19 protein-coding genes and 2 pseudogenes are annotated in these 26,039 nt (G+C 35.8%); 7 read left to right on the top strand and 14 right to left on the bottom strand.

Annotated elements, in window-relative coordinates:
• Positions 1–147: 147 nt before the first annotated feature.
• From NI466_RS06985 to NI466_RS06995, 3 genes are all read right to left on the bottom strand, one after another.
• A complete protein-coding gene (locus NI466_RS06985; RefSeq protein ID WP_253173182.1) occupies positions 148–2,148 on the bottom strand; it encodes a DUF262 domain-containing protein in 2,001 nt (666 codons plus the stop codon).
• Complete coding sequence (locus tag NI466_RS06990; protein ID WP_253173183.1) at positions 2,149–3,591, bottom strand: DUF262 domain-containing protein; 1,443 nt, start codon at positions 3,589–3,591, stop codon at positions 2,149–2,151. It abuts the gene before it with no gap.
• Between the two features lie 125 nt (positions 3,592–3,716).
• Positions 3,717–6,629: a type I restriction endonuclease subunit R gene (locus NI466_RS06995; RefSeq protein WP_253173210.1), complete on the bottom strand. Its 2,913-nt coding sequence runs from the start codon at positions 6,627–6,629 to the stop codon at positions 3,717–3,719.
• 101 nt (positions 6,630–6,730) lie between these two features.
• On the opposite strand from NI466_RS06995, the gene NI466_RS07000 reads away from it, so the two are divergent.
• Entirely contained in the window at positions 6,731–6,991 is a 261-nt protein-coding gene (locus NI466_RS07000) for a hypothetical protein (protein WP_253173184.1), read from the top strand.
• A 123-nt stretch (positions 6,992–7,114) separates the two neighbouring features.
• Here NI466_RS07000 and NI466_RS07005 read toward each other — a convergent pair whose 3' ends face one another.
• The 8 genes and pseudogenes from NI466_RS07005 to NI466_RS07035 form a co-directional block, all read right to left on the bottom strand.
• Positions 7,115–7,576, bottom strand: a complete 462-nt coding sequence (locus tag NI466_RS07005; protein WP_253173185.1) for a GIY-YIG nuclease family protein — start codon at positions 7,574–7,576, stop codon at positions 7,115–7,117.
• Positions 7,577–7,603: 27 nt separating this feature from the next.
• Positions 7,604–9,163: a type I restriction-modification system subunit M gene (locus NI466_RS07010; RefSeq protein ID WP_253173186.1), complete on the bottom strand. Its 1,560-nt coding sequence runs from the start codon at positions 9,161–9,163 to the stop codon at positions 7,604–7,606.
• Between the two features lie 54 nt (positions 9,164–9,217).
• Positions 9,218–9,901 (bottom strand): annotated as a pseudogene (locus NI466_RS16045) (restriction endonuclease subunit S); the annotation flags it as partial.
• Positions 9,875–10,354, bottom strand: a pseudogene (locus NI466_RS16050) (restriction endonuclease subunit S domain-containing protein); the annotation flags it as partial. The pseudogenes NI466_RS16045 and NI466_RS16050, both read right to left, overlap by 27 nt.
• Positions 10,354–11,925 (bottom strand): type I restriction-modification system subunit M, encoded by a 1,572-nt coding sequence (locus tag NI466_RS07020; RefSeq protein ID WP_253173188.1) that lies wholly within the window; start codon positions 11,923–11,925, stop codon positions 10,354–10,356. The gene NI466_RS07020 and the pseudogene NI466_RS16050, both read right to left, overlap by 1 nt.
• Positions 11,926–12,035: 110 nt before the next feature.
• On the bottom strand, positions 12,036–13,031 hold the full coding sequence (locus NI466_RS07025; RefSeq protein ID WP_163166319.1) for a hypothetical protein: 996 nt from the start codon (positions 13,029–13,031) through the stop codon (positions 12,036–12,038).
• Positions 13,032–13,076: 45 nt separating this feature from the next.
• On the bottom strand, positions 13,077–14,174 hold the full coding sequence (locus NI466_RS07030) for a YagK/YfjJ domain-containing protein (RefSeq protein ID WP_253173189.1): 1,098 nt from the start codon (positions 14,172–14,174) through the stop codon (positions 13,077–13,079).
• A 240-nt stretch (positions 14,175–14,414) separates the two neighbouring features.
• Positions 14,415–14,639 carry a helix-turn-helix transcriptional regulator gene (locus NI466_RS07035; RefSeq protein WP_253173190.1) on the bottom strand — a complete coding sequence of 75 codons (225 nt, stop codon included), beginning with the start codon at positions 14,637–14,639 and terminating at the stop codon, positions 14,415–14,417.
• Between the two features lie 103 nt (positions 14,640–14,742).
• Here NI466_RS07035 and NI466_RS07040 point away from each other — a divergent pair, with 103 nt between their 5' ends.
• From NI466_RS07040 to NI466_RS07065, 6 genes are all read left to right on the top strand, one after another.
• Entirely contained in the window at positions 14,743–16,134 is a 1,392-nt protein-coding gene (locus tag NI466_RS07040) for a hypothetical protein (RefSeq protein ID WP_253173191.1), read from the top strand.
• Positions 16,135–16,413: 279 nt separating this feature from the next.
• On the top strand, positions 16,414–17,625 hold the full coding sequence (locus tag NI466_RS07045; RefSeq protein ID WP_253173192.1) for a hypothetical protein: 1,212 nt from the start codon (positions 16,414–16,416) through the stop codon (positions 17,623–17,625).
• 138 nt (positions 17,626–17,763) lie between these two features.
• Entirely contained in the window at positions 17,764–18,048 is a 285-nt protein-coding gene (locus NI466_RS07050) for a hypothetical protein (protein WP_180040027.1), read from the top strand.
• A gap of 30 nt (positions 18,049–18,078) precedes the next feature.
• Positions 18,079–19,113 carry a DUF932 domain-containing protein gene (locus NI466_RS07055; RefSeq protein WP_253173193.1) on the top strand — a complete coding sequence of 345 codons (1,035 nt, stop codon included), beginning with the start codon at positions 18,079–18,081 and terminating at the stop codon, positions 19,111–19,113.
• Between the two features lie 130 nt (positions 19,114–19,243).
• Positions 19,244–20,302, top strand: a complete 1,059-nt coding sequence (locus NI466_RS07060) for a YqaJ viral recombinase family nuclease (protein ID WP_253173194.1) — start codon at positions 19,244–19,246, stop codon at positions 20,300–20,302.
• Positions 20,303–20,467: 165 nt separating this feature from the next.
• A complete protein-coding gene (locus tag NI466_RS07065) occupies positions 20,468–21,364 on the top strand; it encodes a recombination directionality factor (RefSeq protein WP_253173195.1) in 897 nt (298 codons plus the stop codon).
• Between the two features lie 40 nt (positions 21,365–21,404).
• On the opposite strand, the gene NI466_RS07070 is transcribed toward NI466_RS07065, so the two are convergent.
• The 3 genes from NI466_RS07070 to NI466_RS07080 are packed head-to-tail and all read right to left on the bottom strand — an operon-like array spanning position 21,405 to position 26,005.
• Entirely contained in the window at positions 21,405–23,825 is a 2,421-nt protein-coding gene (locus tag NI466_RS07070; RefSeq protein ID WP_253173196.1) for a DEAD/DEAH box helicase, read from the bottom strand.
• Positions 23,818–24,594 (bottom strand): Hachiman antiphage defense system protein HamA, encoded by a 777-nt coding sequence (locus tag NI466_RS07075; RefSeq protein WP_253173197.1) that lies wholly within the window; start codon positions 24,592–24,594, stop codon positions 23,818–23,820. The genes NI466_RS07070 and NI466_RS07075 overlap by 8 nt, the downstream gene beginning before the upstream one ends.
• A 46-nt stretch (positions 24,595–24,640) precedes the next feature.
• Positions 24,641–26,005 carry a tyrosine-type recombinase/integrase gene (locus NI466_RS07080; RefSeq protein WP_354268441.1) on the bottom strand — a complete coding sequence of 455 codons (1,365 nt, stop codon included), beginning with the start codon at positions 26,003–26,005 and terminating at the stop codon, positions 24,641–24,643.
• Positions 26,006–26,039 lie beyond the last annotated feature (34 nt).

Below are 26,039 nucleotides of genomic sequence, written 5' to 3' on the forward strand. Positions count from 1 at the left end.
TTTTAATGACCAGTTCAGAAATTATGGCTGATCTTTCTACCTTAACGCCCATGATGCAATAGTACCTAACCTTTGTTTTTATTATATTTTTTTAACATCCAATACATTTAGTATACTAAAAGGTATACATAATAAAAAAGCATGCCTCTAAGAGTATGCTTTTACATTTAATTCTTCCAATAACAACTCTACCATAGCTTGCTGATGCTTTTCTATACTCACTTCATTCCATTCCAATTCGCTCTGTGCAACCTCCATCATCAACTCCAACTTCAAACTGTTTGGTGCTTTCTTGTTATTCCTTAGCCATTTAGCTTTTTGGATCGGCATATCATTAGTGAGTGTAGAATTTTCACTTTGATTTACCAATCCTAGATTACCAAAACCATGCAACAGTGCATCATCCTTTAAAGGTTCACCTACCTTAGGATTCTGTGGATAGAAATGCTCGATAGAATCTTTGTAGCTAAAGTAAAATTTAGAATGGTTTACCTTTTCCTTCTTTAACAAAATGTAATCTAAATAGTTAAAACAGAAGTGTGGAATTTTTCCATAAGTAAAATGCGTTTCAATATCTTGTGAAGTCACTACAGTGTCGCAATCAACTTTTTTAGCATACATGAAACTTTCATAGTCTTGTTCTATTGCTGTTAAGTACCGTTTCTTGATGATACTTCGTGCCAGGTTCTCCACATATGCAAAATAGGCCTCTAAACTGATATCGTTGTCACTCTGATCAATAAACCAATACAAAATGCTGAGTAACCAATTCTTACGTGCATGTGTCGGATAAGAAACATGAAATGCTGATAAAAGCATTACAAGGTTTCGTTGACCTCCTTCTAATGCTAATTCATTTTCCCCTTCCTGTTCAGATTGCGAAAAGGTGTTTACATAGCTCACAGTACCAGAACTATAGTATTTGGGCTTCTTGAGTGACCAACCTTTGTACTGAGGACTATTCTCACGTTTGATGACATACAGATCGAATAAATATCGTGTTTTCAGAAGTAGGTAGATAAAGTCTTTTACATGACCTGCATCTACAATCGTGCTTTTAAAGCTTTCTAATAAAGTCTTATCATCGAGTGCAATCTTGCTAGAGTCACCATCAGTGAATTGTGTTTTGACATATATTTTCAAAACTTGCATCAGGAAATTTGGATAATCAATAATGCTTGTGAAGCGCTCACTCGACTCTTCATTGGGCTTTTGAGTCACTGGAATAGACTTAAGCTTTAGAATTCCTTCCAAAGTGAGCTGATCCCCATATGAGCTCTTCCCTTCAGTCCTAGCATCTTTCAATTGTATTTCGATAGGTAAGCATGACTTCAACTGTTCATAATCATTAACAGACCAATCATGATATGAACCACCAAATATCCGCTTTCGCTGATCTGCATTAAAACCATAGGCAACATATTTATACATATCCTGACATGCTGACCACACCTGATGAACAACATGACGATTTACATCATCATCACTTAAAAGACTCAGAAAATGTGCCTTAATCACTTCATGGGCTTCTAACTGTTCACCACGGTTATTCAGCGCATCAAAATAATGCGTCACATCTGCAAGCTCTGGAATCATAGTGCGTAAAATCACGACGTGATTCAGTAAATAGTCTGCAAATTTTTCAAGCTCACTCTCTTGAACTATCTTCAAACACTCAGCATCAATGATTTGATAGCCTCTCAGGATAGAGTGATCACCATACTCTACATTCAATCTATCTAGATCTTTTTCAAAGGTTTGATCGCTCGCAAACTTCCACAAAGAGTTTAAAATAATCGCTGACTTTTCACGGCTTTCAAAGCTCAATCGTATTTTCTGAAATTGATCTAGTTGCGAATTTTTAAGCTTAGACTTCAAAAATAAAGCGATAAGATTTAAAGTCGTAAATCGCTGTTGTCCATCTAACACTTCAAAGTACTTTTCTTTTTTCGCTACGACTAAACTACCAATATAATAGTTTTCATCACTTACCTTTGATTTTAGATAATAATCATAAACATCCTGTATCAATGCTCGGATCTGTGGTTTCCCCCAAGCATAGTTCCTTTGATATACAGGAATTTGATAATTTACATCTTCGCTCAACAATTGAAAGATGGTATATGGCTGTGTTTGCTCTTTTGACATTTATCCCTGCTCCGCCATATATTTCATTTCTACAAATAGTTTTTTAATTCCTTCAACTTTACTTTTATTACTTCTCTCGCTTAGCTTACTCGAATCAATGATACTCAAAGAAAAATTAAAGAAGTCTTTGGGTCTTAAGGATTCGCCCAAACGTCTAAAGAGGTTGTGATCTATGACATGACTTTCAATGCTTGATTCATAGATGCTTGATTGCGTGAGTCTTAAACTATAAGCCCAAATGAACCCTATTTCTAAAGCACTAGAAAAATCTACTTCACCAAAACGATCGTAGTATGCCAAGAGAAAAGCATTCAGTATTTTACGGACATAGCCATCACCCGTCCTTGTTCGACCAGAGTAAACATAATCTTTAGAATTCTCAGTGACAGTAACGCCATTGATGACGTTCCAAATTTTTTTCGACATTTCTGTTTTCAATAATGGTTCTACCCAAGCATCATTGCCGAGTGGATAAAGCAGACCTAATGCTTTGCTTTCATAGTGCGTAAACCATTCAAAAAAGCGTCGCCCATTGATCATCGTTTGAGTAATTTGAAATGGATAGACTAAATGTAGGTGATCTACTTTACGGAAGCGATCACAGTTGTACTCATCAACCATGCTATGCAAGATACGATATGACTGGCTTAGTGGAAAACGATCTTCCAGATGCAGTGACAAACCTTTAAAACCATCAACCTGCTCTTTACCAAAGGTGAATGCCTTTTCCCCTTTCGTCCATTGTCTGATTGGATAAAGCAAATGGGAGAAAATCTTATGTACATCCTTTTCTTTTCTTTGCTCCCATTGCTGAACAGCTTGTGCTTTTAATTGCGCTTCTGAGGGATCAAATTCTCGTAGATGGTATGCCTTCAACAAGTCATGTGGATGTAGATCTAATCCTCTTGAGTTTTGTGAATCAAAGAACTGGAAAGCCTCAGAGAGCTTGCCTAATTCAACGATGACGAACTCACATTTAGATAGCAGGATATCAATGTATTCTTCTAGAGGCTTAGATCTCGGTTTATCGAGTAGCCGAACAACGACATCATAATTCCTGCGTAGATTTTCTTGGCTAATACGGCACGCAGGAATATCTAGACTAAATTGAGGCAGTCTAACCTTGTTTAGTTCAGTTTTTCTCGCTTGTAAGGCATGCCAAATGAGATAAAAGGTCAAAGTACGTTGCTGACCATCTACGATATCCTTTTTTGCTTCAGCAGATTCCTTATGTAAAACAATAGTCCCAAGACGATACTTATAACGATCATCATCACGATTCTTAGGCGTGATGCTAGCAACAAAATAATCCAAATCATCAAACAGCGTTCTGACATGCTTCTCTGTCCATTTATACGGACGCTGATAATCAGGAATGCTTAAAGATTGCTCATACAACGTTTTTAATGAGACAACGCTTGGCTCTAAAGTAGCTGTAGTCATGGTTTGCCAATATTCATTTTAAATTGATCTTTATGGAGTGACATTCGCAATGCACAAGCGGAATAGACGCTAGATGCTCTTTGGTAATGCCACTCTGCCAAGACATTAATTTTTTAGTCGACTCATTACAACTTCAAACTATAACGGCTTAATAAATCAGATGTCTTCGCATGTAACTCTGCAAAATAACGACCACGTTTCAGCAATGGTGGCTTTTGTATTGGGAGCTCCTTAATCTCATGAGGCAACGGAAGGCGCTCGGTGAAATTAAAGTTATCTGCGACTTTATCAAACTCAGGCTTTTTCAACTGTTCATCACGGCAGAAGCCCTCATAAGCTTGCGCTCTTTCAGCATCCCAAAAGGCAGAGAATGCTTGTTTCACCGTTTGACCTGTGATCATCTTTGGCAGTTGTTGTTCAATGAATTTTTCAATCAGTTCTTTTTTGTTATACATCTTGGCATCATTGCTCAGCATATCCATAAGCTCTTTGCGCCGTTGATCTTTCTGCGCAGGATTTGACGCAGTAGCAATGAGCCCAAGCAATGCCATGATGTAGTCTTGATTCACACGATCGTTATGAACAAGCTCTAATTGGAAGTCAATGTCCTCTAGGACTGAGACTTTCTCTTTATCATTAGATGGCTGTTTAATACGATTATATAAGTCTTTGTATTTACCCTTGTAATCTTCTAGATCCTGAGCAGTGATCGGTGCTGTGTTTTTGTCATACTCAGTAAACATGTTGAGTAAGTTATTCAGACGTAGAACTTCTCTAAAGCTTTCCACGAACTTCAACTGTTCAGCTTCAAGTTTTAAATTATCTACATCTTGGCAATTTGGAGTCAGTGTTTTTAACTGTGCAACAGCAGTTTGATACTGCTCTAAGAACACACTCATTTCAGGTATGGTCACATTACTGAATGGCTTCTTATCAGAGAACAAACGTAATGCCTTATCTGTCGCTTGTTTTAAATTACGGTAACAAACTACGTTCCCGAATGGTTTTGATGGTTTATAAACACGATTGGTTCGTGAGAATGCCTGAATTAGACCATGGTATTTTAAGTTTTTGTCCACATAGATCGTGTTCAATGGCTTTGAGTCAAAGCCTGTCAAGAACATGTTCACAACCAACAGTAAATCGATCTGTTCATCTTTTTCATATTTGATATTGAAGAACTTCACTCGCTTACCAAGATTTTGATAGTAATCATAGAAACTATCCGTTGTGTTGTAGCTTGAGCCATAGGTTTCATTGTATTGGGCAATATATCTATCGAGTTTTGCCTTTCTTGACTCATCTACAGTATTCGGTGTGTCCACTGGCTCTTCAGCAATCATACCCGCTTCTATTTCGTCTGCTGTATTTTGCTGATCCTGTTCATCGACACCAAACGAGAAAATGGTTCTTACCGAAATCGGTTTGAAGTAGGTTTTGTTTCTTTCGGCTTCCTCTGCCATTTCGGTCTGGACTTTCTCAAATAGTTCGTAGTATTGAATCAGATTCTCAACTGAGCTGACACAAAACATGGCACAGAACTCTCTATTCCGTGTCTTTTTATCGTGGATACTCAATATATGACGAACGATTTTTTCCAAGCGTTCAGGATTGTCATACAACTCTTTACTATCAATCCCCTCTACTTGCTCATTACTATCAATATCACCTGTAGTGCTATATTTGCCCCAATAGTCAATTTGGAAAGGCAACACATTACGATCGGTAATGGCATCTACAATCAGATATTCATGCAAACGCTTAGGAAATAAAAATTCAGTCGTGAATTTCTCACCTGATTTTTTTAGCCCATTTTCATCAAAAATTGGGGTTCCAGTAAAACCAAACATTTGAGCATTTTTAAAGAAGCGTTTGATGTTCTGATGCGTTTCACCAAACTGGCTACGATGACATTCATCAAAAATGAAAATCACTTTTTCATCTTGTAGATCTGCCATCTCCTGCTGATGACGGTCTTTGGTAATCGCATTATTCAGCTTTTGAATAGTGGTCAGGACTAAACGATTATCTAAGGAACGTAATTGTCTAATTAGGTTGGCTGTATTGTTGGTGCTATCTACTGACCCTTCTCTATACGCATTAAATTCCGTGTAGGTTTGTTCATCAAGGTCTTTGCGGTCAACGACAAAAATAACGCGACGAATCTCAGGATTCTTGATCAGTAACTGGCTTGCCTTAAATGAGGTTAAGGTTTTACCTGAACCTGTGGTATGCCAGATATACGCATTTTCTTTAGAGGTTTTGACATGTTCAACCATGCGCTCAATGGCATAAATTTGATACGGACGCAGGATCATTAAAAATTGATCTGAATGATGGAGCACAATGTACTGTGACAACATCTTAAAGGTATGCTTCGGATTTAAGAATACTTGAGTAAATTCAGTTAGATCATTGATGTTTTTATTATCTTCATCTGCCCAAGGGAAAGCAAACTCGATAGTTTTGGTGCCATTCGCATAGTACAAGCAATTGACACCATTACTGATTACAAAAAATTGGATGTAGCCAAATAAACCATCACCAGCTTTGTAGGCAGATTTTGCATATTCGATAGTCTGCTTAAATGCTTGCTGAATCTCTACGCCACGGCGCTTTAACTCAATTTGTATAAGTGGAAATCCATTCACTAATAAGGTGACATCAAAACGACTGGTTTTACCATTTAAGGCTGAATGGTCTGATACGATTTGATTAGAAACTTGGTAAGCATTGTCTGTCGCTTTTTCACCAAGAAAAGATAGATGCTTAACCGTACCATCATCAAATTTTAATGGGAAACGATCACGCAGTAATTGAGCTTTGGCAAAAACTGTTATTTCTTTAGTGAGGTAATGCCAAACCTGTTTCCACTCTTGATCTGAGAAAGCATGAGGCAGTTGATTGAGCTTTTGGATTTGTAGTTTTAAATTATCGACTAATGCCTTTTCCGTCCGTAGAAGTACCCGTTCATAACCCAATCCTTCAAGCTGTTGAATGAAGTTATTTTCTAGCTCAAGTTCTGCTTGTGTACCCACGCTTACATCTCTTCTTTGATATTTATAAGGCAATGATTTAAATCATTTTAAAATGTTAAAATAGCACTAATTCAGCGCATTTCATATACAGCGAAAGGTCTATGGCAATTTTTAATGAGAAATTTAGTGATTCGTTTTATTTACTGACAGACTCAGGGGATAAACTCTATCCATATCAACAAAAAAATCGAACGACAGGTCGAATTAGTTTTCGTGTAGGATGTGAAAGCTCACATAACTCGCTCAACCATAAAGATCCATCTAAAAGAGCTTTAGAATTAGAAGAACATGAAATGTTTGACTATGTCATCAATCAAAAGGCTTTTGCTCGATTCTATATCCCAAGGACTGATGGCTTGTAATCAAATTATCGAGCAGTGCATAGTGATGATATTAAAGAAGTCGTGATTCACCCGGACTGGCTACATCTAAAAAAATAAAAAGCACATACACTGCATAGCTTTCACTATGCAGTGATTATCAAGTTAAGCTTTATTCGAAAACACAGCTATCTCTTCATCAATAATGCTTAATGGATTTCCTTTAGAAACAATATAATCGTATTGGTCTTTCATGAGCTTACGATTAAGTAAAGGATGTTTTTCATCATCTAACTGATTGATCAATCCTTTTTCTGCTTGTGCTAAGGCTTTTGCCAAGTCTGACCGAGTTTTGACTTCTGCAAAGATTAGCTTTTTTTGACCTTTGGGCGTGTCTATGAGTCCATCAATTAACTTAATGCTATTGAAGTGGGATTTCATTCTTGTGCGAATATTTTCAGATTTCCCAACATACAGAGCTTCTTGATATCCCCCATATTCTCTATAAAAAATATAGACTCCTGAAATTTCAGGAAGTAATGATAAGTCCAAATTCTTAACATTCTCTTTTAATGTGCTAGAACTACCTAGCTCTATTGGTTCATACCAATTTAATTCAACTTGCATTTTTACTCCCCTTTTCTCTATTAGTTATCAAATCTTAAACGGATAACGAACACCCAACTCATCACAATAGGTTCTAATATCTAAATCAATCTGCTCTAAGCTTTCATCAATCTGTTCTAACTTTAGCGCGACGTCATCTATATCAATGTCAGGCTCAGGCTCGAACAGGTCTATATAGCGTGGAATATTTAGATTGTAGCCATGCTCTACAATTTTTGAGCGTTCCACATACTCAGAAATTTTAGGTCTAGTTGCTTTAGTTTTATAAATTTCTGTAATTTCAGCGATTTGCTCTGGCGAAATAATATTGAATGCTTTCTGCTTTTCACAAAATTTTTTGGCATTAATAAAGAGTACTTTATCGTCTACTTGTCTATTTTTCTTTAACACTAACATAGCAACTTCTGTATCAATGACAGGCGAAAGATCCTTCGCCAATCCAATCACTGCATCAATACAATTCAGACGCTCAATTAAATATTTACGAATTGAACCTTCTGCCCTATCTCTGAATAAGACACCATGAGGGATCAGCACAACTGCTATACCATCTTCCTCTAAGGAATAAACGATGTGTTGGATGAAAGCCAAGTCTGCTTTTGACTTTGGAGCAAGCTTGCCATAGTTAGCAAATCTAGGATCATGTTTTTTTGCCTCATTGTTATTCCAAGTTTGGGAAAACTTTGGATTACAGACAATCACATCGAATTTTAAATCGAGATGCTTGGGCTTATCTAAAGTATCGCCGCTTTCTAGTTTCAATTTTGAATAATGATATCCATTGATTAGAAAGTTCATACGTGCCGTTTTTAGATTACCGTCTATAAGGTCCTGCCCATAGATTCGATCTACCGAACCTAGCATTTGGTCAGTCTTAATCAATAACGAGCCAGACCCAAAGGTTGGATCGTAAATATTACGGGCTTTGGTCTTTTCAGTATGAATAATACTTGCCATCAAAGCTGACACATGAGCTGGCGTATAGAAATCTCCTTTTTTCTTACCCAAATTCATCGCCATAAATTCAATTAAGCTAAAGAAAGCAGCACCTAAAATGTTAGGATCATCTTTCGAGTAGAATTGAATTGCATTCAAACCTACCAACATTGAACCTAAGACTTGATTTATAGCTGAACCAGAGCTCCCCAATAATGAGCTTGATGTATTAATATCACTCAACAACCCATCAAAGACATCTTTGGATCGATCTGTTAAGCCTTGTTGAAAATGGGTAATAGCGTTATCAAAATCTTCTAAAAAATAGTAGTCATTATCATTTCTATAGAGTTGGGCAAATGAACTGATTAAATATTGAGGTGCAATGAAATACCCTAAAGAGTCTTGTCCTTCTTCCTTTAGAGCAGTCATGAGGTCTTCATGCTGATGCTCATCTAAGGCACTATACTTGATTTCGCCGTCAAGGTTTACATTCGCAAATTGCTCAAATTGGTCTGATAAAAACTTGTAGAAAATAAGGCTTAAAGCTAGATTTTTGTATTGCGTAATATCTTTACTGCCAAAGTGCTTTTCGAGCCAATCCTGTAAGTTTTGGCTTAAATCTTTAGTTTTTTTTTCTATATTAGTCATGACTATATCTCAATAAAAAAAGCAGTATTGAGGTTACTCAATACTGCTTTTACTTTATACAAACATCTGCTGTAACAAGCCTTTTTTCCATTGCTTAGTTTCTTCGATCTGCTGAGCAACCTTTTCTATTTTTTCGTCGATGGCAGAGAGGAAATTCGCAATTTTGGTTTGTTCTTCTAAACATGGGACTTGAATCTCTATTTCTCTAAGAATAGTAAAGTGTCTTTTATATCCCTCAGGCTGTAATTTATTATGGCTTAGATAGTAATACATATATTTTGCAAGATTACCTTCTTGGGTGACATCTAAAACTTTGACGCCATCCGCACCTACAACAAAAGAGAACTCTACAAATTTTAAGGCCGTCGTATGATCACCGAAAATAATAAAACCTTTTCTTGGCTTTAAAGCTTTTGAAACATCATTTGTATATCCTGCTATATATCGTTGCCCCTGATCTATCACAGGTATCTTGCCAGCCTCAAGAATTTGATTAGCTTGAATTTGATTATTTCTTATCGAAATTGTTGATAATACCTCGTCAAAATTCTTAACTCCCCATTCCCCATATTCACAACCATTATCCTCTGTAAAACGAATCTGCTGACTAAATAGCTTTTGCATCATGCCCTGTTTATATTGGCTAAGTAGCTCATGCTTTTGCGCGAGTTGAGCAATCTTTTCATCAACTGCTGATAAAAATGAGGCGATTTTGGTTTGTTCTTCTTTGGATGGAGCATTAATTTTAATAACTTTAAAATCATCAAAATATAGTCGCAATCTGTCTTCTGTTAAACCTTGCGAATATGCCCAAAAATTATGAATCTGACGATTTCTTTTAAAATAGTATTCAAAAAAATTAGAATTAGTTTTCTGTTCACTAGGCTTAAGTACTACATAAGCAGGACTAACAATTCCATCAGTAGGAGCAAGACCCAATGCACCTTGCCACATTCGCATCATGTTATAAGCTAAATCATTTTTCTTAACCAACAAATGTTCTTGTGGACTTAAATTGGTAGGCGTATCTCTCTCTAAGTCATCTCGATTTACTATCCCGTTATTTAACGTCACAGAATACGTAGGAACACCAGAGATACCTTTATCTCGTCTTTTAGAAAATAATGAACCTAGATTTTGAAGAGCCCATTCACTATCAAATTCTTTAAATCTTAATTTTGGTAAAGCCATTAGTTCACCTCCGCAAATGGCGAATCAATCCCAAGCTCTTTACAGAAATCGGCAATTACGGCATCAGTCTTTTGACTTTCAGCTTCCAAAGTTTGAAGCTGTTTCGCAATTACATTCAAATCAATCTCAGCTTCCGCTTCAAAGGTATCTACATAACGTGGAATATTCAGGTTGTAATCGTTATCTCGAACCTCTTGAATTGAAGTAACCTTGGCATATTTCTCAATATCCTGACGGTTTTCAAACGCACCCAAAATATTATCTAAATGCTCAGGCAGTAACTTGTTCTGATTCTTTTGCTTCTCAAACTCATTGCTCGCATCAATAAACAAAATATTGTCTTTATGCTCACGGTTTTTCTTCAGCACCAACACACAAGTTGGAATAGATGTGCCGTAGAAAATATTGGCAGGTAAACCAATAATCGCATCCACCACATTCATCTTTTCAATCAAATGCTGACGGATATGCCCTTCACTTGAGCCACGGAATAACACCCCATGCGGTAATACAATCGCAAGCGTACCTTCATCATCAAGGTGATACAGCATGTGCTGAACGAATGCCATATCGGCTTTTGAACTTGGTGCAAGCTTACCAAAAGACTTAAAACGCTCATCACTTAAAAATAACGGATCAGCAGACCATTTTGCAGAAAATGGCGGATTTGCCACAATCGCATCGAACTTCATGTCCATATGCTGTGGTTTCTTTAAAGTGTCTTCTTGCTTGATATCAAACTTAGAAAAATGAACATCATGCAAAATCATGTTCATTCGCGCCAAGTTGTAGGTGGTACGGTTCATTTCCTGACCGTAGATCGCATCGACATTGTTTCCGACTTCACGCTTCACTCGAAGTAATAAAGAACCTGAACCACAAGTCGGGTCATATACGCTACGCAAACGATCTTTACCAAGCGTCACAATACGTGCAACCAAAGTTGAAACGGTTTGAGGTGTATAGAACTCACCTGCTTTCTTCCCTGCACCAGATGCAAACTCACCAATCAAGTACTCATAAGCATCACCCAGTACATCTGCTTCAGTATTGGAAATATCAAAATCAATCGCATCTAAATGTACAAGGACTTTAGAGATCAGCTCATTTCGATCTGTCGCATTGTTACCTAGCTTGGTCGAAGTAAGATCCATGTCCTCAAACAAATGAGCAAAGTCTTCAGAGGATTCAGCATCAAGCGTACTTTGCTCAATGGCTTTGAGCGTTTGAATCAGTTCATCTAAAATAAACTCGTTGTTCTGGGCACGTTCAGCGAGGCTATGGAACAGTTGCACTGGCTCTAAGAAGAAGCCCATGTTCTCAAGGCTTTCTTGTTTAAGTGCTTGTAAGAACTCCTGATGCTCTGCGTTATTGGCATCTAAATCTGTAAACTGTAAGCCTTCATCTTGTAGCTCGTGGTTGGCACTGTTTAACACTTTTTCCGACAAGTACTTATAGAAGATTAATCCCAAAATATAATCACGGAACTCATCTGCCCCCATTTTGCCACGTAGGTCGTTGGCAATATTCCATAAACGTTTTTGCAGTTCTTGAAGCTGTACTTGGGTCATGTTAAAAATCAACCAAAATCATTATTTTAGAATGCGGTTACTTTGCCATAAGCCAAATGCGATATAAAGAGTAAAACATGAAAAAGGAGGCTTTCGCCTCCTTCTTATAGTCACTTCACGATGATGATGTCTGGTGAAATTTCTTTCGAGTGATAGTAGAGATATAGATGACTCGATAAGAACTGTTGAAATGACTGCTTGACACATTCTTGATCAAAACCATCTAAGCCATGTATATCAAGTGGATCTGCGTTCACCTTAAACATATACGTAGAGTGTTCTATTGCTGAATTAAACCCTGCACTCTGATTCGGATCTAACAGTATTGAGTTTGTAGTAAAAATTAATTTCCGATCTGTAATCACAAAAATCTGTGTGTAGTATGCGCCAGAAAGATCACGGTATGTCCTGTGAAACAAATGAAAAACACCTTGTTCATTTTCATGCAACAATTCACAAACGACTTGCTGTGCTTGAATCGAAATTTTCCTTTCAATCTCATCTTGAGTTAAATGTGCAATGTTCAATGTCAAATGATTGACTGTAACCACCACTAAATTTGCTCTTTGCTCCTTGTTATACACTTTTCTAAACAAAGCCATAACACTCTTGAGTTGATCACTCATCCACAGCTTACGCTCAGCCATATCTTTCATATGCAATGTGCTAGTAGAGAATCGTTTGAATGCATTCAAAATATTTTCTAAGATTGGTGCAATACAGCCGATATAGTTCTGATCCGATAATTGATAAGTATTGATTCGAGTCGGCAATAGCTGAATTGCTGGCTCAAGCACCTCATTCATCTGACGAATATGCTCTGCGAATTTATAATTTTGATTATTAAGCGCATATGCACCTATTGGGATATACATGTTAATCATATTCATGTAATCCAATGTCTTTTCTGATACAGGTACAATGATTTGGGCTCCTGCATATGATTTCTTTAGCTTAAACAGTTTAAAGCTTTTCTGTGTGATTACTGAGAACTGTTGTGAACAATGCTGGACGACTCCCTCACTTGCAATAAACGCATATGGTGATTCAATGGATAGGTCTGTATTTGAGTAAATATATGCTGGTTGAGCGAATGATAGTTTCATGTGTTAATTCCAAAAAATAGAGTTCAATATCGAAAATTGCTTAGGCTAATTTTTAAGGTTGTCCCGAGGTCGACCTGATTGAGACTTTTCAATCTTTCTGGTACTCGTACCAAATACCCGATATTTCTTGAGTGTCTTTTCCATCAAAAATTGATCCGTTTTAGATAGATAAGACATGACAATCTCTAAGTTTTTTCTTGCCTCTTCGTCATCGTGAGAAATGCAACCAATTGCAAGATTACGATATTTAAACTTACTCGCATTACAGTTGTGGAAGATGCCCTGATCATCTGTAACGTGTTTCCATAGCTCACCTAGCTTTTGAGCATAGTAAGAATCTTTACTATGCTTACTACCATCCATAAAGAAAATGCAGTGATAGTGATAACCCTTTTGTACTCCGTACTCTAGCTTCCAGATATAGCCTTCAATACCTTCAAGCTCCCCCTTACTCACTAAAATTTTCTTCAAGAATTTGGACATCAATGTCTTCAAATCAGTTAGCAATAAATCGGTCTCCGCTTTCAATGCAAAGTCCACTCTCATAATGAGCAACTTGCATTTCACTTCAAACAAGTCGTTAATCAGCTTCATCCCTTTTTGAAATTGATTATCGCTACGCTCCAATCTATTTTGTAATGCCTGCTTGTATTCAGGCGTTTGCGTTAGCTTCCGTATTTCATATACTAGATTATTGCAGTAATCTGCTTTTACCATACCAACACGCAGTGAAGAGATTGGAGTGGCTTGATGCATTTTCCAAAAAATTGGCTCTTCTGTACTGATCAACCTATGTGCTGGAATATGTTTCTTGATCGCTTCGTCTAGAACTTTTAACTCAGGAACATCAAATCGTTCATTCAAAACACTTGGTCTTTCAAGCGAGTTAAACAACTTATGTAGTGCTGTATTTAAAGATCTATACTGACCTCTACAATCCATCTCATACAACATATCAATATTATTTTGATCAATGAGTTGAACGATATTGATACCGTTAATTGCATCATGTACTTGCACATCAGCATGAACTTCTAAAGATCCGTCTTCAGTCTGACGCATCACCAATTCGTCATAATTCATAATGACAGGTCTTGGGACATCAAAATACTTACGATTGATCTGTTTGATTTCTGTGTTCATAGATTACTCTATTATGTAAATTTTAAGTTGAGCTTCCCTAGCCAATGCCATGTAGAGCATTGGCTGGTATAACTTAGTCAAGTACTTTTAAATAGCTAAGATATTGTTTATTAATACTATTAATTAAACATATATCCTAAATTGTGATTGTTCTGCATCTACGAAATATTGGTTGATACCCAATATAGGTAAACCCTATAAAATCGTGTCGTAGACTTAGATGACTGAATGGAAAGTTAATCAGCTAAAACGCTCATTCGCTTTGCTCTCTAACCATTCCAAAACCTCATGTTCTAACCATCCCACAGCATTACGACTCAACTTAAGTTGCTTAGGAAAAGTCTCGTCATAACGACTAGACTTTTCATTTAATTTTTCATATAAAGTTGAGCGACTTAGACCACTAAGCTTGCTGACCTCATCCATTCGAATGATCTGCATTTTATTTCTATCAATTTGTTCCATATGTGCTTTGCACCCTCTTGTTAAGTACAAAGCAATATTGGAATAAAAATATAGGAATTGAATCAAGTACTTTTTTCCTATAGCACTTTTCAAAACCAACATCATGAAAGAAAAAGATAATTTTTTATACGTGTTAGAAGACTCTATGTATTTTCTGACCCAATCTATTCTAATGTTAGAATATGAGAAACTTCACGCTTTAGACAAATGCCCATGCAATTTTGAAAAACTGAAAGAAATAAACGAATACATTTTAGGTAAAATCGACCGACCTCTTGACGAAGAGAAGCTTAAAATTTCAGAATATCATCTAGTATTAGAAAGTGATTGGCAGTGCAAAAAAGACAAATACGAAATTCTTCGATTTGATTTACTACAAGCATTTTGGTCAGAATACCAAAATAATGGCTTCACCTTGTTTCAACTCAGTACTGATTATTTTGAAATCTCATATCAATCATTAAAAGATTTTTTTTTCATGTGGATTCAAGAAATCTTCAGACAATTCTCAGAACATGTTCAACATCTCAATATTTTAGCTATACAGCACAATTTAAGATCAATGAATAAGCTGTACGCAATCGAAGATTATTTTGTAGAGCTATATGTTAGTTATCATTTTATCTACAAAAGAGTTTTTCAACAGCCCCATGAAATTTATAAAATATTAAATAATATTAATCATATAGCCCCATTTAAAGACCTCACACATGGAGGTAATGATTTTAATGTATTAAAGAAAAAATCTAGCGAAGCTGACTATTTAATTGGACTACAAGTACCAGTAAAAGCTCAAGGCAATATGATAGATGTACTTCATAAAGTTTTTCTGCAAATGATTAGCATGTTGCTTCTAAACAAAAATAATGATACCCCATCAGAAACTCAATTACGGCAAGCAGTTGAAATTGCAACAAGTTTACTCACACTCCAAAAGCGAAATCACTATCCATTAACACAGCGAAAATCACCTCTCAAAGCTTTAGAAGCGTTACTTTATCAAAGCTATAAAAAAAAGCATCCCACAAAAAACTCAAATGACTTCATGAAATATTTAGAACAATTATTTATAGAGAAAGGGTTCACTACCACTCGCTCTAAATCTAAGACACACGGTTCGGATAGGCAAACTCCAGTAAACACAAATGACTTGACCTTAACTATAAATATTCGGAATTATCCTCCTCTAAATGAACTTAAAAAAAAGCTAGCGTCATGCCCACGTACAGATGAGATCGATAAAATTTTTAAACATATCGAACAACAGAGTGAAATTGAAATCTGCTTTGGTTCAGTACGGAAAAATGCAGTAAATATTTTCACTAGATTCAATGAATACTTTGCCCCAAAGAACAAAGGTGATATTGTAAAAATCTACCAACCAGCATCTAACAAAGCTCAAATTACGACCGTCAGTTTGCAAAATCTTTATGATGCTGAAGCAGGTTACTCTATCGAACAGATGCTTAAAAACATCGAAGAGCGCAGATTATAATAATCATTAAATTAAGAAGACTTAGCTCATCTTTCCATTCAAAAAGCCTATCTTTCCAAGCACTAAAATGCACGTTAAATCTCACATTTAGTGCTTGACTGACTTTATGTATATGTGAATAATTGCCATCAGTGGTGATATTGACCTTGCTAGCACATGGCAAAAGAAATAATTGAAATACCTATCTAATTTTTTATCCATAGCTGTGATCTTTAAGTTGCGCTGTGAGGTAAAAAATGTGCGCCTCATAGAAAAAATGCAACGATTAAAGGTACAGATATGTCAATCGCAAAACATACAAAATCGCTTGTTGAACGTCTTAATCTAGAAATTCAATCTTACAACTCTGTCGACTTTAAACCTCTGACTGTGTCGCAAGGTTATGACCTACTTGCATGTCTAGTTGGTTTAAATAAACATGACTTCGGGAAAGTCGGTTTCGTTTCCAGTAGCCTATTTTTAAATGTTCCTACCTATCAGCCAGTCGGTTGGGATCATCATCCAGATCTTGATAAAGCACTTGAGCATGCCATTTGTAAGAAAACAGGTTTAAATAGCAAAGAACATTTTTTCATTCTAGGTGGCTTGGTTGCTCAGCTGACTATGCATGGCTTCAAAAGTCAGGGTGATTGTATTCGCCATCCTGATCAATTAATTGCTATGCTTCGCGAACTCTATGACACCGATGAATCTGTGCTAGAACATTTGGATAGCGTTGTTGAGCTAATTGAGAATCTTGAATATGTCGAAAGTAAAAAATCCAAAGATCTAAAATTATCTCACTATTGGATTTTGCATTGGTGCTATGCGGTACTGCTTAAACACGAGACTGCAATCATCAAAGAGATTAAGGCAAATAATAAAATCCTCACCAAACAACAGGCTTTACTTAATGTATACAAGCCTTATTTCGAACGTGGGCAAACTTCCCTAGAAAAATACTATCGCCTGTGCGTAGACCAAAATTTTGATCAAGCCGTAGATTTTAACGATCAATTCAAAGCGATCTTGTTTACAAGCAGTTATGATCAAACACATGCCTTTGCCATTCCTCAAAACAGCGATGGACTGCCTTTAACTGTGCAGAGAAAAACGAGCAATTTTTTCTATAATATTGATGATATTCATATCGGTGACTATGAAACATGGAATTCATTCTATCGCTTGATGAATGAAGCTGATCGTGTAGTTGAGACTGATGAAGAGCAGATTGTACTTATTCTTTTACAAAGACTTTTCAGAAAAGATGCTCTTGGCAGAGATGATACTGGATACGACTTTGTTGTGATTCATAAATACCAATATTTGTTTTCAGGTGAATTTGAGCAAGAATTAAAGTCACGCTACCCCCTATTCAATGGGATCGGCAAACAACACCAGTTAAACCAAAGAGCACTATCTATTTTCAGTCAAATGTATCGCCATTATCTAGAGCATAAGAACTTTGACACGTATACACTTCCTCGATTAACTCAAGCAACATCTGCTTAATATTAGATTTGGTCTGATTCCAAATAATTTCAGATACATAACATCCTCATGAGAATCATGAAGCTCTTTTCAGGGCTCATGGAAACAAGGTCTGCATTCATGCAGACCTTTTTTATTATTTGAATGAGGAGTTAGGCGATGAGCTTGAAATGCCCATTTTGCCAATCAGCAGAAATCATAATGATTGAAATGAATCAGCAGTCTAGTACTGCACTGGCTCAAGTGGTGTCTCCTGCGACCTTAGGCGCGCTTGGAGCGACAGTAGCAAAGTCTTTTAACTTACCCCCATTGGTGGGTGGTGTAGCAGGAACATTTATTGGTGGTCTGATTAATGCGGTTACTGATCAACCAACAAGGTCACAGCAATCATTGTGTTATTGCCAAGGCTGTACTCAAAGATTTCCATCTAGTCTTCTTCATTAAGTCTGCAATCATATTAAAAGGAATTCCATCATGGCACATCAATTAGAACAAATGGCTTATGTCGGGGAAACACCTTGGCATGGCTTAGGTAATCTACTCACCCCTAATCAACCTCTTGAAGTTTGGGCACAGCAAGCAGGAATGGATTGGTGTATCGAATCATCTGATGTCAGTTACATGGCTCAGAATGAACGTGGTCAAAGCATCATCATACCATTTGAAGAACAGCGAGTATTGTACCGCTCAGATACCCATGCACCACTGTCCGTAGTGAGTCAGCGTTATCAGGAAGTACAACCAAAAGAGATTTTGGAGTTCTACCGTGATCTGACTGAACAATCAGGCTTCGAGTTGGAAACAGCAGGAGTACTGAAAGGTGGTAAGAAGTTCTGGGCTTTAGCACGTACAGGACAAAGCACAGCATTGAAAGGTAAGGATGTCAGCAATGGCTATGTGCTACTAGCATCAGCATGCGATGGTACATTGGCAACTACAGCACAATTTACGAGTATTCGAGTCGTGTGTAATAACACACTTGCCATTGCACTTAAAGGTGCAACTGCAAGCGCAGGTGTGGTTAAAGTACCACATAGCACCAAGTTCGATGCAGAGAAAGTAAAACAGCAATTAGGTATTTCAGTTCGTGCATGGGATGAGCACATGTATGAGATGAAACAGCTTACTCAGCGTAAAGTCAGTCAACAGGAAGCCAAGGTTTACTTTGATGCCGTGTTCAACAATAGCACCATGTCAATTTCTGATCCTGAAGAGAACATCATTCAATTCTACCGTCAGGTAGCAAGCAATTCACCACAGCAAAACAAGACTGAACCCAATGGCAGAGCCATGACCAAAGCCTTAGAGATATTTAATGGTCAAGGGCGTGGAGCTGATCTTTCATCTGCTAAAGATACAGCCTATGGCTTGCTATGTTCGATCACAGAATTTGTTGATCATGAACGTCGTGCCATGAGTACAGATCACCGCTTGGACTCAGCATGGTTTGGAGCTGGAGCTAATCTTAAACAACGAGGACTAGAACAAGCCTTATCTTTAATTGCCTGAGTTAATTTAAGTCTGAGGCTTATAGATAGCCCCGTTTTTAACCACTATCAACATATATATCGCCATACCCGACCTTGAGTCAGGTATGGCTTTTTTATGCACTTTATCTAGAAATCAATAAGGATGAACAATGAATCAAATTGCACCGATTACAAATCAGTCTGTACAGACAAATATTCAAACTGTAATCAATCCACTGACTACCACCAAGCGAGCAACTTCTGCAAAACGATTGGTGAATACCAAAGATATGGCGTATCAAGATTGGCTTGAAGTTCGTAAACAAGGCATTGGTAGTAGTGATGCAGCTACGGCATGTGGCTTGAATCCCTACATGTCGATGCTAGAACTGTGGCTGATTAAAACAGGTCGTCAAGCTCAATCCATCGAAGATGAAAGCGCAGGTATTGCACCGTTATATTGGGGCAAACAACTTGAGCCTTTAGTCGCGGAGTATTACAGCATGCACACTAATAATAAGGTACGTCGAGTCAATGCTGTGTTACAGCACCCTGATCCTGATAAGTATTTCATGTTGGCTAACTTAGATTACGCTGTTGTGGGTAGTGATGAAGTACAGATTCTTGAATGCAAAACTGCAGGAGAACATGGAGCTAAGCTTTGGCGTGATGGTGTACCTCTGTATGTCTTATGTCAGGTACAACATCAATTAGCAGTCACTGGAAAACAGTCAGCCCATGTCTGTGTATTGCTCTGCGGACATGAAACTAAGATTTTCAAAGTAACACGTTCTGAATCTGTGATTCAGCACATCATTAATGCAGAACGTTATTTCTGGGAATGTGTGGAAAAGGATATACCTCCTTCTGTTGATGCGAGCGAGTCTGCATCTAAAGCGATTCAGCAACTCTACCCAACCCATGTACCACTAACAATTGAAGATCTTTCTCACAATGAAACAGCTAATCTCATGTTTGATAAGCTGATCAAACTGAAAGAAGAGATTCAACACAAACAAGAACGATTCGATGAGCTGAAACATCAAATCCAAATGATGATGAAAGATGCAGAACGAGCCACATTCAGTCGAGGTTCAGTCGTTTGGAAGAAAGCCAATGATAGTGTCAGCTTGGACACTAAATCACTGCTAAAGCATCAGCCTTATCTAATCGAGCAATATCCACTGAAAAGACAAGGCGGTCGTCGATTCAATATCTATCAAGACTAGATAGATCCTTCATTACTTTCACCAAAACGGCAAAAACTCCCCCAACTCTCCAACACTCGAAAGTGTGGCGAGTCCTATTGGAAGTTTTTGCCTTTCATTCTGATCTTTTATCTTTGTCTTACATATCAAAGGGTCAGTAATAAAAAAATACTTGGAGCAGAACTTATGATTAAAGGTTTAGCAATTACTCCACCAATACTAGGACGGATTAGTATTGGACGAGTTGTAGAGAAGAACGGTAAACGCTTACCTGAAAAAGATGATCAATTTACCATTACCTCACAGATCCAAAATAAAGAAGGATGGGTAAAACATCCTTTAGATGAACAGCTTCGAGCAAATGCACCAAATCAAAAACTTCGTTCAATCCCTGTCAGAATGATTTTCAATGATCCTGATCTTAATTTGCGAGCAGAGTACACAATGTTTGATCGTCAAACTGGACGTCCGGTTTGTGTTGGTGATGGAGAAACATGCCAACGTTTAACCAATCAAGGTGTAGAACAACATCCATGCCCTTCTCCTGATTTGTGTTCTTTGGCTCAGGGTGGACACTGTAAACCCTATGGACGTTTTCATGTAAACCTAGATGACTCAGATGAGTTTGGAACATTTGTGTTTAGGACAACTGGTTTTAATAGCATACGAACTTTGACAGCTCGATTGAGATATTATCATGCAGCTTCAAATGGTCTGCTCTCCTGCCTACCACTACAGCTAATATTAAGAGGTAAAAGCACAACACAGAGCTATCGTCAGCCAGTGTATTACGTGGACTTAACATTAAAGGGCGGAGTTTCTTTGAATGAAGCAATACTCCAAGCTCAGCAAATAGATAAAGATTGTAAAGAATTTGGTTTTTCACAGGAAAATCTTGACTCTATAGCAAGAAAAGGATTTTTAAATGGGATTTTTGAAATCTCAAGTGAAGAGTATTTTGATCCATTAGAGGAATTTGACTCCACCTCAATTAACTCTACTAAAAATCAAAATATATCTCAAAACGAAAATCAAATGGATAATATAAAAAGCTACCTAAAACAAAGTGTTACACCAATATAATAAAAAATAGAACATCTAACGTATAGATGTTCTATTTTTTTTAATTTATAAACTTTGAAAGTTCAAATTTAAATAAATCATCCTGCTTTTCAAAAAAGTCAATGAATTTCTCATTAGGTCTAACACCCCCATTTCTACTTAATGATAAATTTTTCAATTGATCATTTCTTTCAAGTGAAGCAACGATGTTACTGCTTAAACCCAATCTAACATAATCATTAGTTTCTTTGCTAATACTACCGTATGTAAATAAATTATATTCATCTTCACTAACCAGACCTATATCATATAAGACATTAGCAAATTTATATAAAACAAATGATAGAAAATCAGATTCTATTTTTATCTTTATTAATGCAATATTTACCAGTTCTTTTTCATCTTTAGTTGAAAGATCAATATAATTTTTGAAAAAGCTATTATCATTAATTGAAAACTCGCCATAGGATGCGCCTACGTAAAAATGTTTACCTGCAGAGCTATTCCGAATTGAATAAAAGTATTTCAACATATATCGAATGTTTTGATTTACATTAAATTTATGTTTATTTTCATTAAACATTCTATAGAAATTTCTTGCTTTTTCTTTACTTAATCGCACTAGATTTTTTTCAGCAATATACTCTTCCATATCATCTATAAAGAAAATAAAAATCTTATCAACTATATCCAACACAAACCAATCCGAATTTGATTTAAAATCAAAATATTTATTCTCTAAGATTTGATAAGCTATATCAAAATTCAAATATATTGAATCAATATTGGATTCAATTAATGAACATTTAAACTTAAAATCAACATTAAGATCATTTGTAATTAAAAAATCTTCTCTAATTTTTATAGTATTCTCAGAAGATACAACTTCAACCCCATCTCTACCTAAAATATCTAATTTATATTCATCTGAATAATTTAACAAAACAGGATTATTCACCTCATCCTTGAATACCCCTGATTTAATTTTCACAATTGTATTTCTTAATTTTGCTTTTTCACCAGTAAAAAAAGAATCATAAACAAAATGAATATCAGGATTCAATTTATAAAGACCATCGTTACTTTTTTCAAAGACTTCATTTAATCTATTAACACGCCCTACCAAATTTATTAACTTCTTTGTTTCCAAACTATGCGTATTTAAAATATATAGATTATCAATTGGTAAATTTACACCTTCCAAAATAACAGAATTAGAGACTAAGTATTTTATCTTAGATATGTTTTTAAATTTAAATTCTAAATATTCTTTAATGATATCGGGTAGTTTACCATGTAAATAAATCAACCCCCTCTTCACAAAATCAACACAATAGAAGTCTTCGTGAATATTTTTTGCTAAACTTTCACTAATTATCTGGAGCTCCTCATCATCTTGAATAGATAATGCTGAACAAATCGTAGACGCTAACTGTTCCACCCTTTTGGGTTGCCGCAAATAAAAAAAGTTTTTATTTTTTTCATGAGAAAAAATATAATTTAGAAAATCAGGATAACTATCAACCTTATGATAATCATCAAAATATCGATTATATATATAGTAATTTTTATCACTATCGTAAAGATGAATAGATGGTTCTTTAATATTAAAATCTATCTTTCTTTCAAATATATTTTGAATATTACTAAATTTAATATTTTCAATATTTGATATTAAAGGAGATAAATACAATATATTACTATCTTTTTTTCTAAATTTATTTCTTCTTATTAACCTTAATAATAATATACTTCGCACATCTTTATCCATTAAATTATGTGCTTCATCAATCACTAAGAAATCAAAACTTAGAGATTTATTTTTACTTAACAAACGCAATGCTCGTTCTTGAGTAAAAATAGCAACAAAATCACTCTCACCTTGATACATTTCATCATGGAAAATTATTTTTCTTTCATCGAATAAATTTTTAATAGTGTTATAAGTCTGGGTTAAAAGCGATTTAGTCGGAACTATAATGGCAATTTTCTTATAATCTTTTCTTTTTAAAAATTCTTGAATTAATTTACTTTTCCCAAATGATGTCGGAGCAATATATGCTTTCTCCTCAACCTCTGAACTTAATAAATCCAATCTATTATTTTTTTGTTTATAAGTCTCAACAATACCATCATACTCATATTTATCAACTTTTGCATCAGAAACCACATGAGAAAAATCAACATCTTCAATTAATTTCTTTTCAAAAATAAATCTTGATATTGGATACCATCCCATATTTATAGAGAGATCATATAAAGGAAGATAATAATTATTAACTAGTGCAACTTTAAGAATTATAAAATATGCAAAATTAAGACAGCTTTTCTCTCTATTATCTTTTTCATATTTTTTTAAAAAAAGAATAGAGCAACTTAATAAAAAAGTTAATTCCCCTTGATCCAAAACTTCATTCAAAAATAATTTTTTTATAGAGCTCGAAAATCTTTCATCTTCTTTCAGCAAAGCAACATTAATCATTATTATTTTCCAGCCCCAAAAAATCCATAAAATTGGACAACTTCAGTTTAGTCAATATTATAACATCGCTATTCTTAGCTATTAAAAAATTCAATTTATCAACCGAATCCAAAAAATCATCTATATACCCTTCCTTCCATTCACTATCTAAAAATATAGTTGAACACGGCACTATATTATAATCTTTTATATCTCCATATATTTCTTCATCATACAAATTTGCAAGTGTTTTAATTTGTTTTTTTAAAGAATCTTTAGCTTTTATATCATTATGACTTGCATGATTATAAGCATTTCTCCATGGATTATTATTACCTTTATCACTAGTTCCATTAAAATATTTTTTCAAATCATTATATGCTTCTTTTATTTTACCAAGATGTGATATATCTTCAGTATCCTCCTTACCAGACTTACTTTCTATAACATATATCTCATCTTCTTTTGTATATAAACCATCAAATCCTTTTTTTATTGATGTCTCTTCTAAATTAAAAAAAAGAAACTCTTGCTTATAATTACAATCATTCAAATATAGATGTATAAAAAATTCTGCTATAGCGCCCATTTGTGTATTTTCATGTTTTGTTGAGATGAATTTAAAAAGTCTTTTTTTTACTCTTTGTATATCAGCAGAATCTTCATCTTCACCCTCACAAACTTTTACCAAATATTTATTTATTAATTCTATTAATTTATCATCATAAGCATTTACTTTTAGAATATGTAAATTTCGTCCCACCTCTAATGTTTGCGCAACGACTTCCATACCGCCCCTAAAAAATCTTTTAAAGCCTAATTGTCACACAAATCGCTTAATTTTCCATCATATTTTTATCTAAATGGTCTGCCCACTTCTGCAACCACTCAGCACACTCTTTTTCATAAGTATGTAAATCATAAGTTCCCTGTATCCCTTTTTTAGAATGGCCCAATACTGCTTCCGCCACCTCTGCTGGACACCCCAAACGTGACAACCCTGTACGTACCGTCCTTCTTAAGTCATGTGGATTCCAATCAGGCATGTCATTCAACCACAACTGTTCAGGTCTATATGTTTGTTTATACACCATCTTTTCAGGGTGTTTCATTCTCCATTTACATTCAGTAATCGTTTTTTGCAAAAGTGGCTTTCCACTTTTTTCCATTTGAAAAACATATTCCAAATGCTTATTAGGAAGTTCAGCAATAAACTCAGCACACTGACGAGATAGTTGAACATAGCGTTCCGAGCCATTTTTACTCTGTCTGATATGCCATGTTCTAGACTCTAAATTTATATCTGCCCATTTAGCTTCACAGACTTCACCTGTTCGGCATCCTGTCCAAAGTGTGATCATCAAGACTTGTTTATGTTTTGCTGAAAACCCTGAAGTTGGCAACCACTGCAAAACACGCCTTAATTCATCATCACTTAAAACTCTAGTTCCTTTCGTACAAGTCAGCTTTAATCTAGCTTGTTTCGCACTAGCCTTAGCCAACAAAGCTGGGTTAGCAAAATCTTCTTTAAACTTTTCAAGCCCAATAGCGTACTCATAAGCTAAAGTTAATTCAGACAAAACTCTACCTGCTTGGACATTGGCTCCTCTCGCCACTATATCTGACACCAACTGCACGATATCTTTACGAGTAATTTTTTCAGCAGGTAAATGCCCTAAAACTTTTACAGCATCCCCATACAGCGTTCTTCTTGTTTCATCTTGCCCCTTCTTCTTACGGGACCCTCGAATCAATTTCTTTAACCCTGATCTTGGATCATCTACGTACCTATCTTCGATTACGTTTGTAAGATATAACTCGATTAAATCTTTAACTGTAAATTTATGAAGTTCCTCTTTCTCTTTTGCTGCTTGAAGCTTAGTGAGTCGTTCCAATTTTTCTTCTTTTGCATAAGTACTTGGACAAATTCCTGAACGCCTTTGAGCTTTTAACTTTTGCAACTCAATCCTTGCTTCAGCCAAAGATAGTTCGGGGAAAGTACCTATCTTCATTTTTTTTAGTGAGTTATCAATAGGACTACGATAACGATATATAAAAGATGTTAATCCTGTCTTCCCTTTGTATACTCGCAAGCCTTCATTCTCACCTATATCGGCTTTATAACTATCATTCTTCATTTTCTCTATCGCTTTAGCTGATAGAGCAACTTTTTTAGTTGCTTGAGTTTCTTTTTCACTCACCCAAAAATCCCCTTAGAAACAAAGCCACAGTTTT

The organism is Acinetobacter lwoffii (assembly GCF_024129595.1).
Taxonomy (GTDB): Bacteria; Pseudomonadota; Gammaproteobacteria; order Pseudomonadales; family Moraxellaceae; genus Acinetobacter; species Acinetobacter lwoffii_O.